Genomic DNA, 14,227 nt, shown 5'->3' on the forward strand with positions numbered 1-14,227 from the left:
CAGTTTATGTCGCCAAACCGCCGCACACTTTGCGCGGACATGCTCCAAATCAACTGCGACGGAAGGGCAGGAGTAACGACCACAAAAGCTTGGTCGGCTCGCTGCGGCCATAGGCGGTCAACCCCGTTTCGATCGCATCGTCGCCCCGTCGCGGCCGATCCGTATAGGTCGAGAACAGCCGGTCCCAGATCGCCAGGTTGAAGCCGTAGTTCGAATCCGTTTCCGAGCGCTCGGTCGAGTGGTGGATGCGGTGCATGTCGGGCGTGACGATCAGCGGCCGCAGCGCCCGGTCGAGGCGGGGTGGCAGCCGCAGATTGGCATGGTTGAACATGGCAGCGGCATTCAGCACGATCTCGAACATCAGCACGGCGACGGCAGGTGCGCCGAGCGCGACGACGACGGCAATCTTCCAGATCATCGAGACGACGATCTCCAGCGGATGAAAGCGCAGCGCCGTGGTCAGGTCGACGCCCGGGTCGGCGTGATGAACCCGGTGCATTCGCCATAGGGCGGGGACCTTGTGAAAGGCGACATGTTCCAGCCAGACGGCGAAGTCGAGCAAGACGAAGGCGATTGCGCCGGCCACGAGCGGAGGAACGCCCAATGCCGGCAGCAGGCCGTATCCCCGCGCTTCAGCCCAGAGTGCCGCGCCCGTGGCAGCGGCCGGGAAGATCAGCCGCAGCGAAAGCGAGGACAGAACCAGGATAGAGAGGTTGGTAAACCAGCGGCGCGCCTTCAGCGCCTTTTGCAGTTCCGGCCGCTCCAGCCTCGGGTGCAGAAGCTCGAGCGCCGCCATGGCGGCAAAGACCGAGAGAAAGGCCAAAAGGCGCCACATGGGTTCGGTCACGCCGAAAAGCTGCATCCCTCAGGCCTCGCTGCCGTTTTTCGGTGAAGCGATATCACGCTTCGGCAGGAGAGCGCCAAGACACGTTGACGTGAACCGGCCGGATCGGCCCGCCGTTACCTGCGGAAGCGGGCGAGCGCGCCGCGTTCGATTGCAGCGCAGGTAAGCTTGTCGAGGCCGAGGCGATCACGCAGCAACTGCAAAAGGCGGATCTCCTCGTTGCGGATGCGCTGGTCGGCGGCCGCAATCTCGACGGCGAGCGCATAAGCCGTCTCGTAAAGCCTCTCCGGCAGCGCCTCGCGAACGATCTCAAGCACGATGTCGAGGCCTTCAGGGGCGGCAAGCTGGGCTGAGCATTCGTGGCCGACGAGCACAAGCTGGTCCTCGTCGAAGCCTTCGAAGGCGGGAAGAAACTGCACGAGCCTGCCGATGCGCGCGAACTCGTCGTCGCTCATCTCCCGGTCGACCGCCGACATCATCACCATGACATAGACAAGGGCTTCGTGCTGGCTGAGGTTGGGTGGCATGGAGGCTTTCCGCAAAGTGTCTGCTGCAGCGACGTCTGCGCGTCTAATAAGACGCGCGGCGCTGTAGGAAGAACTGGTGTGTTCCGCCGTTCCTTACAAGTCCGGTGCCGCTTCGTCCATCGTTGCAGCGGCGCTCGGATCGTCGAACGGCATCGGCGTTTGGCGAAAATCGCGCGGGTCATCGCCGTAGAAGCCAAGCCTTGACTTGCGTGCCGCTTCGGCCTGCTCTTCAAGCACCGAGCCCGGCAACGGTGTCGCCCAGCCATTGGCAACCAGCCAGGCGGCAGGATCCTGGCCGCCGACGGTGCACCGGGCGGTGACGGTCTCGCCCGTTCCGTCTCCGGGGATGTCGCAGTTGACCGCACGGGCACGCAGGAAGTTGCGGAAGGCGGTCCGGGCGACCATGCCGCAGGGCCAGCTTTTGCCGGCGCTTTCGCAGGTCCGTTCCGCCGCTTCCGGCTCGATGCCGTCGAGTTGCAGTGTTATCTTGCCGAAGCGGATGAGCCCGGCGGCGAGCGCCATCGGCTGTTGGAGGACCGTCGGCGCCTTCGGCTTGTCCCTGTCGGTATCCGACAGCGGCGTTCGCGGTTCTATGCGTTCGAGTGGCTTCGTCGTGACTTCGTCGGGCAGACCAAACTGTTGCGGTTCGATGGCGCGGGCAGTGGTCTCGGTCGAGTGGGAGCTGCTTTCGCTCTGGCCACCATCAGGCACCGTGTCGTTCTGTTCAGGGGCCGTCATGTCGAACGGCACGTCTTCGGCGCCGACCTCAGGCTGCGTTTCCCCCATGTCGGGCGTTTCGAGCACGAAGTCCGGCGTGGCGCCACTTTCCCGGTCGCGGATCGTCGTGGCGCCGGCATAGAGGATGCCGGTATAGAGCGCTATGGCGGCAATCCCGCCTGCCAGGGTGACCAGTTGCTGCCGCATCAGGAAAGATGTCCTATTGGCTGGCCCAGATGATCCGGGCAATCCATTCGACTTCGCTCATCTCGAAACTCCGGTTGGGATGTTCCGGATTGAGCGATAGCAGTTCGATATTGCGTGGAGTATGCCGCACCAGGATTTTCGCCATAACCTCGCCTTCGCGGGTCTTGACCACGACACGGTCGCCGCGCCGGACCTGCGCGCCCGGGTCGACGATCAGAACGTCGCCGTCGCGATAGAGCGGCAGCATGCTTTCGCCCTGGATCTCGAGCGCATAGATGCCGGCGCGTCGCTCGGCCGCCGCCGGGAAATCGACGACGTCCCAGCCCTGGCCGGCCGGAAACCCGCCATCGTCGAAGAAGCCGCCAGCGCCAGCCTGGGCAAAACCGATCAGCGGTATGGCGGGTTTATACGGCTCGGTTCGGGCGGCGTCAGGGCGCATCAGCGCCATGAACTGGTCGATGGTCGCACCGGTCGCATCCAGCACCTTGGCGATCGATTCCGTCGACGGCCAGCGCTCGCGGCCATCGGCGGACTGGCGCTTGGATTTGTTGAAGGACGTCGGGTCGAGCCCGGCGCGGCGCGCAAGCCCGGACGGCGAGAGCTGGTGGCGCTCGGCCAACGCATCGATGGCGTGCCAGATGGTGTCGTGTGACAGCATGAATGTCTGTTCCGCGGCAGGGCGGCGACGGCCGCACGTCCTTATTCGACAGTAGATTAACCAAGCCGGCCAGGGTGGTAAAGAACAGGGAGGAAAATAATCCTTGGTCGTTCCGATTGAAATAGAGTGGCCCGCTTCTATAGTCCTTGTCGTTGCTTGAGTTTAGCCGGCGAGGGGGCTCATTTGTTGGCGGTGCTGAAATCCGAACGTCTGCTGTTCGCCGCCTTGGTTGCCGCGATTGCCGGTTTTGTGCTGGAGCACCCCTTGCTCGAAATGGGGCAGGTAGCTTCGCTCGTTGGGGCGGCCGCATTGGTGGGTGCGATCGTGCTGGCGTCGATGCGGGTCGCCCATCACGCCGAAGTCCTCGCGGCCAAGGTCGGCGACCCCTATGGCACGATGATCCTGACGCTGTCCGCCGTGCTGGTGGAAGTGATCATTCTGGCGATCATGATGACCGGCGAGAGTTCGCCGACGCTGGTGCGCGACACGATCTATTCCGCCGTGATGCTCGATATCAACGGCATTCTCGGTCTTGCCGCGCTGCTTGGCGGGCTGAAACACGGAGAGCAACCCTACAACGACAATTCCGCGCGCACCTACAGCGTCATGATCCTGACGGCGATGGGCATTTCGATGGTCGTGCCCGAATTCGTGCCGGCCGCGAGGTGGCACTTCTATTCCGCCTTCACCATCGGCGCGATGATCATGCTCTACACGCTGTTCCTGCGCATGCAGGTGGGGGTGCACAGCTACTTCTTCAGCTACAGCTACCCCCGGGCGAGGAGCGACGGGATTGATGATGCCGGTGAACCCGACGAGCCGGTGCTGCCGTCGATCGTGATCCTGCTCATTGGCGTGGTGCTGATCGGCGCGCTTGCCGAAATCATGTCGGGGCTGCTGACCTCAGGCCTCAAGGGGAGCGGCGCGCCGCCGGCCGTCGCCGCCATCGTCGTCGCCGCAATCTCGGCGTCGCCCGAGATCATGACGGCGATGCGTGCAGCACTTGCCAATCGCATGCAGGCGGTCGTCAACATCGCGCTCGGAGCATCGCTGTCGACCGTGATCCTGACCGTGCCGGTGATGGAGGCGATTGCGCTTTACACCGGCCAGCCTTTCATCATGGCGATGTCGCCGGTGCAGACGGTGATGGTGGCGATCACGCTGATCGTTGCAGCGATCAATCTCAACGACGGTCAAACCAATGCCATCGAGGGCATGACGCATTTCGTGCTGTTTTCCACCTTCGTCATGCTTTCGGCTATCGGTTTGTAGTCCTCAAGCGACCGCGTTTTCCCTGGTCTTGCGGGCGACGACATCCTCAAAGGCTGCCTGCAATGTCGCGCGCACGCGCGGCGGACCATCGAGGGCCAGTCCGAGATGCTCGTAGCGAAGCTCGTCCATGAAGCGGTTCCAGAGCTCAGACCCGCCGGTTTCCATCAGTTCGGCCCGGATGCTGAGCTCTTCGCTGACGGGCAGGTAGCGCCGCCCCCAGGCGCCGAGATGCGCCATGATCGGCACCAGCGCGATGGTCATTTCTGTGAGGCTGTAGATGGCCTTCTGCTTGTGCGTCGGGTCATCCGTCTTGGTCAGCATTCCCTGCTCGACAAGCATCTTCAGCCGATCAGCAAGAATGTTCGACGAGATGCCCTCCTGCGATCGCAGCAGTTCGCGGAAGTGCCTTTTGCCCCCGAAGATCATGTCGCGGACGATCAGCAGGCTCCATTTGTCGCCAAAGACCTCGAGCGAGAGATTGATCGGGCAGCCGGAGCGATGATCGTCTTTCATTGGGGTCCTTTCAAAACTGCTTGCATTATTGCATCAGTGGAATTATCTTGCAACTGCTTTCAAAATGAAATCAGTTATCTGGCTGCGCGCGGAAGCGCTGGTGCGTCTGCGCAAATGGATCGAAGAGGAGAAGATCATGAGTGCCAATTCCGTGGAACATGCGAGCTTCACCATCGAACGGGTTTTCAAGGCGACGCCCGAACAGGTCTTTCGCGCCTTCGCCGATCCGGCGGCGCACGACCGTTGGTTCGTCAAGGCGGACGGGTGGCCGGTCGCCGAATATAGCCACGACTTCCGCGTCGGCGGGCGCGAGAGCGGCCGCTTCAGCAAGGACGGCAAGACCTTCTATCACAACGACACTGTTTACCTCGATATCGTCGAGAACCGGCGCATCATCTCGGCCTATACGATGGCTGAGAACGAGCGGCGGATTTCCGCTTCGGTGGCAACCGTCGATATCCAGCCGCACGGCGCCGGCACGCGTATCGTCTTCACCGAGCAGGCGGCCTTTCTTGATGGGCTCGACCAGGTCGCCTATCGGCGTGAGGGCTGGGAAGAGTTGATCGCCGCGCTTGGCACCGAACTCGGCGAGACGGCGGAAGCCGCCTGATCTGCCATCGCTGCGGATCTGCGGCATTAAAGCATCGTTGCCAGCGCGCTGCCGGCGATGCCGAAGGAGAACACCGCGAGACAGACGGCGGCAATGCGGCGCGGCAGATTGGACATGTGCGCGCCGCGCGACAGCCGGATGAGCATGGCGCCGGCGCCGATCCAGAACGAGCCGGCGACAACGACGAGCAGCGAAAACCCTGTGATCCACGGTATCGTCGCCACCAGTCCGGTCTGCGGCAAAAGCACCAGGGCTACGATCAGGGCCTTGGGATTGAGAAGCGTCGTAACGAACACCCGTTGGGTGGTGATCTCGGGCGAAGCCCGGTTGTCGTCACCGGTGGTCCACAGTGCATAGGCGAGGAAAAGGACCCAGAAGGCAGCCACGATCCGGAGCGCGAGCCCGATCTGCGGATGCGCCGCGAGAAATGGCGCAAGCAGCGCCACGGCTGGAATGATCACCGCGAGATAACCGCCGAGTTCGCCTAGGAGCAGCTGCGCCGAGCGCCGAAAACCGACCGCGGCGCCGGAGAGCCAGAGCAAGGTGTTCGTCGGGCCCGGCGTCGCCAAGAGGACGAGGGCGGAAAGGGTGAAGGCGAGCGGTTGCATCATCGAGGATCCGGTTTCGCGGCGATATTGCGGTCATGTACAGCATCGCGCATCAATCTGGATACGCTCCTGTTGCCGCCGCACTGAGACTTTCTGCATAACTCCCGGGACCGACCCCGACCTGGTTGCTTCATGCGTAGCGAAGAGGCCGGTCCGGGGCCTTGATCTCCATCAAGCGAAAGTACGAACACACTCCAAGATTTCGCCACAGCGCAGGCTGCCGCCACCTCTTCCGCCTTGAGCGGCGGCGCGCTATCAGACGGGCGCTGCCGCCTTTTCTCCCGGCTGCCATCGGGGCTTTCCATGAACAAGACAGTGCTTTCCGGCATCGTGATGACGACGTTTTCCTATTTGCTGTTCTCGCTGCAGGATGCGTCGGTCAAATGGCTGGTGGTCGGCTATTCGGTCTGGCAGATCCTGTTTACCCGCAGCATCACCATTCTCCTCCTGTGTCTGGTGATCGGCCGGGGCAGGCTCGTGCGCCGCGCGATCTCGTCGCCCGTCGTCAAGCCGCTGTTCGTGCGCAACCTGTTGCTGCTGGCCGCCTGGCTTTCCTATTTCAATGCGGCCCGCGATCTCGCCCTTGCCGAAATGACCACGCTTTATTACGCCGCGCCGATCGTGGTGACGCTGCTGGCCGTCCCGATCCTCAAGGAAGACGTGCCACCAATCCGCTGGTTCGCGGTGCTGCTCGGCTTCATCGGCGTGCTGATCGCCTGCGATCCGCTTGGAACGGGCATGAGGCTCTCGCTGCCGGTTTTCCTGGCGCTGATGGCCGCCGTGTTCTGGGCGATCGGTACGGTGATGCTGCGCAAGACCGCGCTCCAGGAGACGACACTGACGCAGATGACGATCTCCAACGTCTTCTTCATCGCAATGACCGGGCTTGCCGTCGGCTTCTACTGGACGCCGCCGGCGCTGTTCGATCTCGCGCTGATGGCGGGCACGGGGGTGATCGCCGGCATCGCGCAATATGCGCTGTTCGAGGGCATGCGCCGGGCGCCGATCTCGGTGATCGCACCGTTCGAATATACCTCACTCGTCTGGGCCTTCGGCCTCGGCTTCCTGATCTGGGGCGATATTCCGGCGAGCAACGTCTTTGCCGGCGCCGGCCTTATCTTCGTCGCCGGACTGACGATCATTGTCGGCGAGCGCTTGGCCCATCGGCGGGTGGTTGCCGAGGTTTAGCCCGCCTCAAGCAGCGGTAGCTCGATTGTCCAGCTGGCATGATGCCATCGGCCCGGTCTGCTCCAGCATTGCTACACCGAATTCGGCCACCTCGCCAAAGTCCTGACGTCGCTTTACTGGGCCGATCCGGCCAATCGCGCCGATGCGCCGGTGCTTTGGTAGCGCCCGACGGCAGCAGTGACTGCGCAGAAGATTGCCGGCGCGCGGCAACGTTCTCTCCTCCGCGCTCCTCGGGCTTGACGCAAGGACCGATCGGTTAGCGCCGCGAACGGGTCTGGATCCTCGGGTCAAGCCCGAGGATGACGGGTGGAGGGCCGGCTGAAGACAAATGCTACCGAAGTGATGCTCAAAGTGCGTTCAGTGCCCCATGTCGCGGTGCCGGAACGCTTCATTTTCCCCGACGGGAAGACGTTTCTCTGCGCCAGCGTTCGCGACGCGGACAGGCACCAAGGGAAGCCTGCCAGAGTAGAAGACGCACCTATTCTCGGATCAAAAGGAAATCGGCTCGTCCTCCGACAGTCATCCTCGGGCTTGACCCGAGGATCCATGCGCCCGAGCAATAACGCAAGGGTGTATTGCGAGGATCATTGGTCCTCTCTTATCCCGGTTGTTTTCCCGCATCACCAATGCATCTCGCCACTCCGATCTGGACTTGACCAGAACGAGCAGCGGCCATCACTATTCGCGCGCATGGCGGGCTATGTCTACATCGTGACCAATCAGAAGAAAGGGACGCTCTACATCGGCGTAACATCCGATCTTGCGCGCCGGATCTATGAGCATCGCGAAGGCTTGATGCCCGGGTTCACTTCAAAATACGGGTGCGCCCGGTTGGTTTGGTACGAAGAGCACCTTCAGATCGGCTCTGCAATCCAGCGTGAGAAATCTCTGAAGCGCTGGTATCGCCAATGGAAACTCGACCTGATCGAGCGCATGAATCCGGACTGGCGCGATCTCTATGAGGAATTGTGGTGACAAATTGGCGAGGGTCGCTTCTGCGGCACCTTATGTCGCGATGTAGCCAACTCATCTGAGATTTCCAACAAACGAAAACAGGCTCCGTGAGGAGCCTGTCTGCATGTTCGGTGGGATCTTTTACGCCGCCTGCTTCTTCTCGCCGTAGGGGTCGAAGCGGCCGTAGAAGGTTTCGCCGCGTTCGGCCATTTCCTTCAGCAGTGCCGTCGGCTTGAAGTGGCTGCCATAGTCCTTGGCAAGCTTCTCGCACATCTTGACGAAGGCCTTGGCGCCCATGCCGTCGATGTAGGAGAGAGTGCCGCCGGTGTAGGGCGCAAAGCCGAAGCCGAGGATCGAGCCGACGTCGGCTTCGCGCGGATCGGTGACGATGCCTTCTTCCATGGTGCGGGCCGCTTCGAGCGCGATCGTTGCCAGGAAGCGCTGCTTCAGCACCTCGACGTCGATCTTGTCGGCATTCTCTTGCGGATAGAGCGTCTTAAGCTCCGGCCACAGGTACTTCTTCGCGGGCTTTGCCGGATATTCGTAGAAGCCCTTGCCGTTCTTGCGGCCGCGACGGTCGAGGTCGTCGACCATCTTGTTGATCAGCGCCATGTGCTTGGGATCGACGGCCTTTTCGCCGAGATCGGCGACGGTGGCTTTCAGGATCTTCTGGCTGAGGTCGATTGCCACTTCGTCATTGAGCGACAGCGGGCCAACCGGCATGCCGGCCATCTTGGCGGCATTTTCGATCATCGCCGGCGGCACGCCCTCGATCAGCATGTCATAGGCTTCGTGGATGTAGCGGAAGACGCAGCGGTTGACGTAGAAGCCGCGCGTGTCGTTGACGACGATCGGCGTCTTCCTGATCGCGGCGACATAGTCGAGCGCGACGGCGAGCGCCTTGTCGCCGGTCTCCTTGCCGAGGATCACTTCCGTCAGCATCATCTTCTCGACCGGCGAGAAGAAGTGGATGCCGATGAACTGGCCGGCACGCTTCGAGTTCTTCGCAAGGCCGGTGATCGGCAGCGTCGAGGTGTTGGAGGCAAAGATCGTGTCTTCGCCGATAACCGCTTCCACCTTCTCGATCACGTCCTTCTTGACCTGGCGGTCTTCGAACACGGCTTCGACGACGAGCCCGACATCCTTCAGGTCGTTGTAGTCTGCGGAGGGCGTGATGCGCGCAAGCAGCGCTTCGCCTTCTTCCTTGGTCAGGCGGCCCTTGCCGACCGAATCCTTGACCAGGCCCTCCGAATGGGCCTTGCCCTTGGTCGCCGCTTCCATGTCGCGGTCGATCAGCGTGACGGCGATGCCGGCGGCGGCCGTCACATAGGCGATCGAGGCGCCCATGAAGCCGGCGCCGACGACGCCGACATGCTTGAACTCGGACTTCGGCACGCCGGCCGGGCGGCGGGCACCCTTGCCGAGTTCCTGCATCGAGACGAACAGCGAGCGGATCATCGAGAAGGCTTCGGTCGTCTGAAGGATCTCGGTGAAGTAGCGCTGTTCGATCTTCAGAGCCGTGTCGAAGGGGACCTGCAGGCCCTCATAGACGCATTTGAGGATCGCGATCGCGCCTGGGTAGTTGCCTTGCGTCTCGCGGCGCAGGATACCGGAGGCAGCCGGCCAGAGCTGGGCCGAGGCCGGGGTCCAGATGCCGCCGCCGGGTACCTTGTAGCCCTTTTCGTCCCAGGGCTGGACCGGCTTCAGGCCGTTCTTGATCATCGCCTTGGCAGCCTCGACCAGCTTGTCGGCGTCGACGACTTCATGCACCAGGCCAAGCGCCTTGGCGCGCGCCGCGGTCAGCGACGAGCCGGTGGTCATCATCTGCAGCGCGTCCTGCGCGTTGGTCAGGCGCGGCACGCGCTGGGTGCCGCCGGCGCCGGGGAAGATACCGACCTTGACTTCAGGCAGGGCGATCTTGACCGACTTGGAGTTCGAGGCGACGCGGCCGTGGCAGGCGAGCGAAAGCTCGAAGGCGCCGCCCATGCAGGTGCCGTTGATCGCCGACACCCACGGCTTGCCGGAGGTTTCGAGCTTGCGGAACAAGCCGGTCATGCGGCCGACGAGGTCGAAAAGCTTCTGGGCGGCGTTATCAGGGTCCTTCTTCTTTTCTTCCTGCTGGAAGGTGAACATCGACTTGATCATCGAGAGGTCAGCGCCGCCGGAGAACGACGACTTGCCCGACGTGAAGACGACGCCCTTGACGGCGGCATCGGCCGTCGTCTCGTCGACGATGGCGTTCAGCTCTTCCATCACCTCCTGGGTGAAGACGTTCATCGACTTCTCAGGCATGTCCCAGGTGACCAGGGCAATGCCGTCGGCATCGGTCTCGATCTTGAAATTGGTATACTTCGTCATGGTTCTCCCCCTCAGTAGAGAATGGGTTCGATGCGCAGCGAGATATTCGATCCGCCGCTGTAACGTTGTTTGGTGGTGTTGGTGGCGATCAGCCTGCCGTCGCGCTCGACGCTGATGGTGAAGCCGGCATCGGCGGCCTTGTCGAGTTCGGGCTTCGGCACCTGCAGCACGAAGGGCACACGGTTTGCCTTGCCGTCGCTCGAAACGGACGTTTCGGCGATCAGCTTGGCGGCCACATCCATCACGCCCTGCTCCTCGAGCCGGATGGTGACGGTGCCTGCCGGAACCGGGCCGTTGGCGACATTGGAGATCGCACCGGTCAGCGTGAAGCTGTCGCCGCCTTCGTCTTCGGAGACGCAAGCTGAGACTGCAAGCAGCCCCAGCCCCATCAGCCCGAGAAGCGTGCGGCGCGTGGCTACCATCGTCAGACCCTTTCGATGATCGTTGCGGTGCCCATGCCGGCGCCGATGCACAACGTCACCAGCGCGGTGTTGAGATCGCGCCGTTCCAGCTCGTCGAGCACCGTGCCGAGGATCATCGCACCGGTAGCGCCGAGCGGATGGCCCATGGCGATCGCGCCGCCGTTGACGTTGATCTTGTCGTGCGGAATGTCGAAGGCCTGCATGTAGCGCAGCACGACCGCGGCAAACGCCTCGTTGAGCTCGAAGAGGTCGATGTCGGAGAGCTTCATGTCGGCGCGCTTAAGCAACTTCTCGGTCACGTCGACCGGGCCGGTCAGCATCAGCGCCGGGTCGGAGCCGATATTGGCGAAGGCGCGGATGCGGGCGCGGGGTTTGAGGCCCATGCTTTCGCCGCCGGCCTTGGAGCCGAGCAGCACGGCCGCGGCGCCATCGACGATGCCCGACGAGTTGCCGGCATGGTGCACGTAGTTGATCTTCTCGATTTCCGGATGCGCCTGGATGCCGACGGCTTCAAAGCCGCCCATCTCGCCCGGCATCTGGAACGACGGGTTGAGCGAGGCGAGCGCCTGCATGTCGGTGCCGGGACGCATATGCTCGTCGCGGTCGAGAATGGTCAGCCCGTTCTGGTCCTTCACCGGCACGACCGACTTCTTGAAGTAACCCTTTTCCCAGGAATGCGCTGCGCGCTTCTGGCTTTCGACGGCGTAGGCATCGACGTCGTCGCGGCTGAAGCCGTACTTGGTGGCGATCAGGTCGGCCGAGACGCCCTGCGGCATGAAATAGGCCGGCAGGTTGACGGACGGGTCCATGAACCAGGAGCCGCCGGACATGCCGAGGCCGACGCGCGACATGCTCTCGACGCCGCCTGCAATGACGATGTCGTCGGCGCCCTGGGCGATCTTCGCCGCGCCGAAGTTGACGGCATCGAGACCCGACGCGCAGAAGCGCGAGATCTGCATGCCGGGCGCGCGGGTGGAATAGCCTGCTTCGAAGGCGGCTGCCTTCGGGATAACCGCGCCGGCATCCATCACCGGATCGACGCAGCCCATGATGATGTCGTCGACGGTTGACGTATCGAGCCCGTTGCGATCGCGCACGGCCTCCAGCATCTTGGCCGCAAGGCGAACGGACGGCACTTCGTGCAGCGAGCCGTCCTTCTTGCCACGGCCGCGCGGCGTGCGCACGTGGTCGTAAACGAAGACTTTCGTCATGTCTCATCTCCCTTTCGGCAGCACCTGATGGTGCCGCCCGTCAAACACTTACAGCGCGGCGCGTCAGACGCGCTAAGGACGCTGTAACACTTTAAACTTGCTGCATAATTTTACGCCTAGATCGGATCCGATTTAAGGAATCATGCAGTAGAAATCGGAACGCGGCGAAATCAGAACGCCGCCGCGTCGAGCGCCATCAGCGTGTCGGCGCCAGTCTCGATGCGGGCCTTGCGCAGCGCCGTTTCCGGCAGAATTCTCTCCATGAAGAACGTCGCGGTAATCAGCTTGTTCTTCAGATAGTCCGCGCGTGCCGTTTCGCCAGAGGCCAGTTTTTCCTCGGCGGTCTTGGCGATCTTCGCCCACATGTAGCCGAGCACGACCAGACCGAAGAGGTGCATGTAGTCGGTCGAGCCGGCGCCGGCATTGTCGGGCTTGGCCATGGCGTTCTGCATGAACCACATGGTGGACGCCTGCAGGTCGTTGAGGCCTTTCTTCAGCGCCTTGGTGTAGGTGGAAAGCTTCTCGTTACCGCGGTTTTCCTCGCAGAAATCGCCGATTTCCTTGAACAGCGCCATGACGGCACGGCCGCCGTTGAGGCCGAGCTTGCGGCCGACGAGGTCGAGCGCCTGGATGCCGTTGGCACCTTCGTAGATCATCGCGATGCGGGCATCGCGGACATACTGGCTCATGCCGTGTTCTTCGATGTAGCCGTGACCGCCGAACATCTGCTGCGCCATGACCGCGTGGTCGAAGCCCTTGTCGGTCAGGACGCCCTTGAGGATCGGCGTCATCAGGCCGAGGATGTCGTCGGCCGTCTGGCGGTCGGCGTCATTGTCGGAGCGGTGGGCGATATCGGATTTGAGAGCAGTCCAAAGGGTAAAGGCGCGTCCGGCCTCGTTGAAGGCGCGGATCGTCATCAGCGTGCGGCGCACATCCGGATGCACGATGATCGGGTCGGCCTTTTTGTCCGGCGCCTTCGGGCCGGAAAGCGAGCGGCCCTGGATGCGGTCGCGGGCATAGTTGGCGGCGTTCTGGTAGGCGATTTCGGCGACCGACAGGCCCTGCAGGCCGACACCGAGACGGGCTTCGTTCATCATCACGAACATGGCGTTGAGGCCTTTGTTCTCCGTGCCGATGAGGTAGCCTTCCGCCTCGTCATAGTTCATGACGCAGGTCGAGTTGCCGTGAATCCCCATCTTGTGCTCGATGGCGCCGCAGGAGACGCCATTGCGCTCGCCCGGCTCGCCGTCGGCGGTGAGCTTGAACTTCGGCACGATGAACAGGGAAATGCCCTTCACGCCATCCGGCGCGCCCTCGATGCGGGCAAGCACCAAATGGATGATGTTCTGCGACATGTCGTGTTCGCCGGCGGAGATGAAGATCTTCTGGCCGGAAATCTTGTAGGCGCCGTTGCCATCGGGCACGGCCTTGCTGCGCAGGAGGCCGAGGTCGGTGCCGCAATGCGGCTCCGTCAGGTTCATCGTGCCGGTCCAGGTGCCGTCCACCATCTTCGGCAGATAGGCCCGCTTCTGCTCATCCGAGCCATGGACGAGGATCGCAGCGATCGCGCCCTGGGTCAGGCCGGGATACATCGTCAGCGCCATGTTGGCCGAGGACATATATTCGCCGACGGCGGTGTGCAGCGTGTAGGGCAGGCCCTGGCCGCCGAATTCCTCTGGCACCGAAAGCCCGAGCCAGCCGCCTTCGCGGTAGAGATCAAAAGCCTGCTTGAAGCCCTTGGGCACGCTGACCGAGCCGTCGTCGTGCCGCTTGCAGCCTTCCTGGTCGCCGGAAAGATTGACCGGAAACAGCACTTCTTCCGCAAGCTTGGCGGCTTCGCCGACGATTGCTTCGATCATGTCGGGCGTCGCATCGGCAAAGCCGGGAAGGTTGTTGTATCGCTCGATGCCGAGCACGTCGTTCAGAATGAAGAGAGTATCGTCTACCGGTGCCTTGTAGGTGGGCATTCTTTCCTCGCCTTTTTCGCTTTCGGATCGCCGCCTCCAAGCGGCCGACGTCCGGTTGCAACATGCCGAATGCGCCGCCATCTGAGGGCGGTCTCGCATCGTTGGCAGGATGCTACAAAATTTTGACGTTTGCGTAAACGTCAAAAATACCGCCCGATCGAAGTTTCGCTT

At 62.6% G+C, this 14,227-nt stretch carries 14 protein-coding genes; 4 read left to right on the plus strand and 10 right to left on the minus strand.

The window, feature by feature from the left end; translation table 11 throughout:
• Nucleotides 1-49: 49 nt before the first annotated feature.
• From J3R84_RS00765 to J3R84_RS00780, 4 genes are all read right to left on the minus strand, one after another.
• On the minus strand, nucleotides 50-862 hold the full coding sequence (locus J3R84_RS00765; protein ID WP_025425810.1) for a sterol desaturase family protein: 813 nt from the start codon (nucleotides 860-862) through the stop codon (nucleotides 50-52).
• A 98-nt stretch (nucleotides 863-960) separates the two neighbouring features.
• Nucleotides 961-1,371: a tellurite resistance TerB family protein gene (locus J3R84_RS00770; protein WP_025425811.1), complete on the minus strand. Its 411-nt coding sequence runs from the start codon at nucleotides 1,369-1,371 to the stop codon at nucleotides 961-963.
• Between the two features lie 93 nt (nucleotides 1,372-1,464).
• A complete protein-coding gene (locus J3R84_RS00775; protein ID WP_025425812.1) occupies nucleotides 1,465-2,295 on the minus strand; it encodes a thermonuclease family protein in 831 nt (276 codons plus the stop codon).
• A 13-nt stretch (nucleotides 2,296-2,308) separates the two neighbouring features.
• Complete coding sequence (locus J3R84_RS00780) at nucleotides 2,309-2,953, minus strand: S24 family peptidase (protein WP_025425813.1); 645 nt, start codon at nucleotides 2,951-2,953, stop codon at nucleotides 2,309-2,311.
• Nucleotides 2,954-3,136: 183 nt separating this feature from the next.
• On the opposite strand from J3R84_RS00780, the gene J3R84_RS00785 reads away from it, so the two are divergent.
• A complete protein-coding gene (locus J3R84_RS00785; protein ID WP_025425814.1) occupies nucleotides 3,137-4,225 on the plus strand; it encodes a calcium:cation antiporter in 1,089 nt (362 codons plus the stop codon).
• A gap of 3 nt (nucleotides 4,226-4,228) precedes the next feature.
• Here J3R84_RS00785 and J3R84_RS00790 read toward each other — a convergent pair whose 3' ends face one another.
• The gene (locus tag J3R84_RS00790) at nucleotides 4,229-4,738 is read right to left on the minus strand and encodes a winged helix-turn-helix transcriptional regulator (protein WP_203527355.1); all 510 of its coding nucleotides are present in this window, start codon (nucleotides 4,736-4,738) and stop codon (nucleotides 4,229-4,231) included.
• Between the two features lie 136 nt (nucleotides 4,739-4,874).
• Here J3R84_RS00790 and J3R84_RS00795 point away from each other — a divergent pair, with 136 nt between their 5' ends.
• The gene (locus J3R84_RS00795) at nucleotides 4,875-5,348 is read left to right on the plus strand and encodes an SRPBCC family protein (RefSeq protein WP_025425816.1); all 474 of its coding nucleotides are present in this window, start codon (nucleotides 4,875-4,877) and stop codon (nucleotides 5,346-5,348) included.
• 26 nt (nucleotides 5,349-5,374) lie between these two features.
• Here J3R84_RS00795 and J3R84_RS00800 read toward each other — a convergent pair whose 3' ends face one another.
• Nucleotides 5,375-5,959, minus strand: coding sequence for a LysE family translocator (locus J3R84_RS00800; RefSeq protein ID WP_225906201.1), 585 nt, complete (start codon nucleotides 5,957-5,959; stop codon nucleotides 5,375-5,377).
• Nucleotides 5,960-6,259: 300 nt separating this feature from the next.
• Here J3R84_RS00800 and J3R84_RS00805 point away from each other — a divergent pair, with 300 nt between their 5' ends.
• Together J3R84_RS00805 and J3R84_RS00810 are read left to right on the plus strand one after the other, a co-directional pair.
• Complete coding sequence (locus tag J3R84_RS00805; RefSeq protein ID WP_025425818.1) at nucleotides 6,260-7,144, plus strand: DMT family transporter; 885 nt, start codon at nucleotides 6,260-6,262, stop codon at nucleotides 7,142-7,144.
• A 690-nt stretch (nucleotides 7,145-7,834) separates the two neighbouring features.
• Nucleotides 7,835-8,119 (plus strand): GIY-YIG nuclease family protein, encoded by a 285-nt coding sequence (locus tag J3R84_RS00810; protein WP_025425819.1) that lies wholly within the window; start codon nucleotides 7,835-7,837, stop codon nucleotides 8,117-8,119.
• Nucleotides 8,120-8,239: 120 nt separating this feature from the next.
• On the opposite strand, the gene J3R84_RS00815 is transcribed toward J3R84_RS00810, so the two are convergent.
• From J3R84_RS00815 to J3R84_RS00830, 4 genes are all read right to left on the minus strand, one after another.
• On the minus strand, nucleotides 8,240-10,456 hold the full coding sequence (locus tag J3R84_RS00815; RefSeq protein WP_025425820.1) for an FAD-dependent oxidoreductase: 2,217 nt from the start codon (nucleotides 10,454-10,456) through the stop codon (nucleotides 8,240-8,242).
• An 11-nt stretch (nucleotides 10,457-10,467) separates the two neighbouring features.
• The gene (locus J3R84_RS00820) at nucleotides 10,468-10,878 is read right to left on the minus strand and encodes a YbaY family lipoprotein (RefSeq protein WP_025425821.1); all 411 of its coding nucleotides are present in this window, start codon (nucleotides 10,876-10,878) and stop codon (nucleotides 10,468-10,470) included.
• 2 nt (nucleotides 10,879-10,880) lie between these two features.
• Nucleotides 10,881-12,089: an acetyl-CoA C-acetyltransferase gene (locus J3R84_RS00825; RefSeq protein ID WP_025425822.1), complete on the minus strand. Its 1,209-nt coding sequence runs from the start codon at nucleotides 12,087-12,089 to the stop codon at nucleotides 10,881-10,883.
• A gap of 170 nt (nucleotides 12,090-12,259) precedes the next feature.
• Complete coding sequence (locus J3R84_RS00830) at nucleotides 12,260-14,056, minus strand: acyl-CoA dehydrogenase C-terminal domain-containing protein (protein WP_025425823.1); 1,797 nt, start codon at nucleotides 14,054-14,056, stop codon at nucleotides 12,260-12,262.
• Nucleotides 14,057-14,227 lie beyond the last annotated feature (171 nt).

The organism is Ensifer canadensis (genome assembly GCF_017488845.2).
Taxonomy (GTDB): domain Bacteria; phylum Pseudomonadota; class Alphaproteobacteria; order Rhizobiales; family Rhizobiaceae; genus Ensifer; species Ensifer canadensis.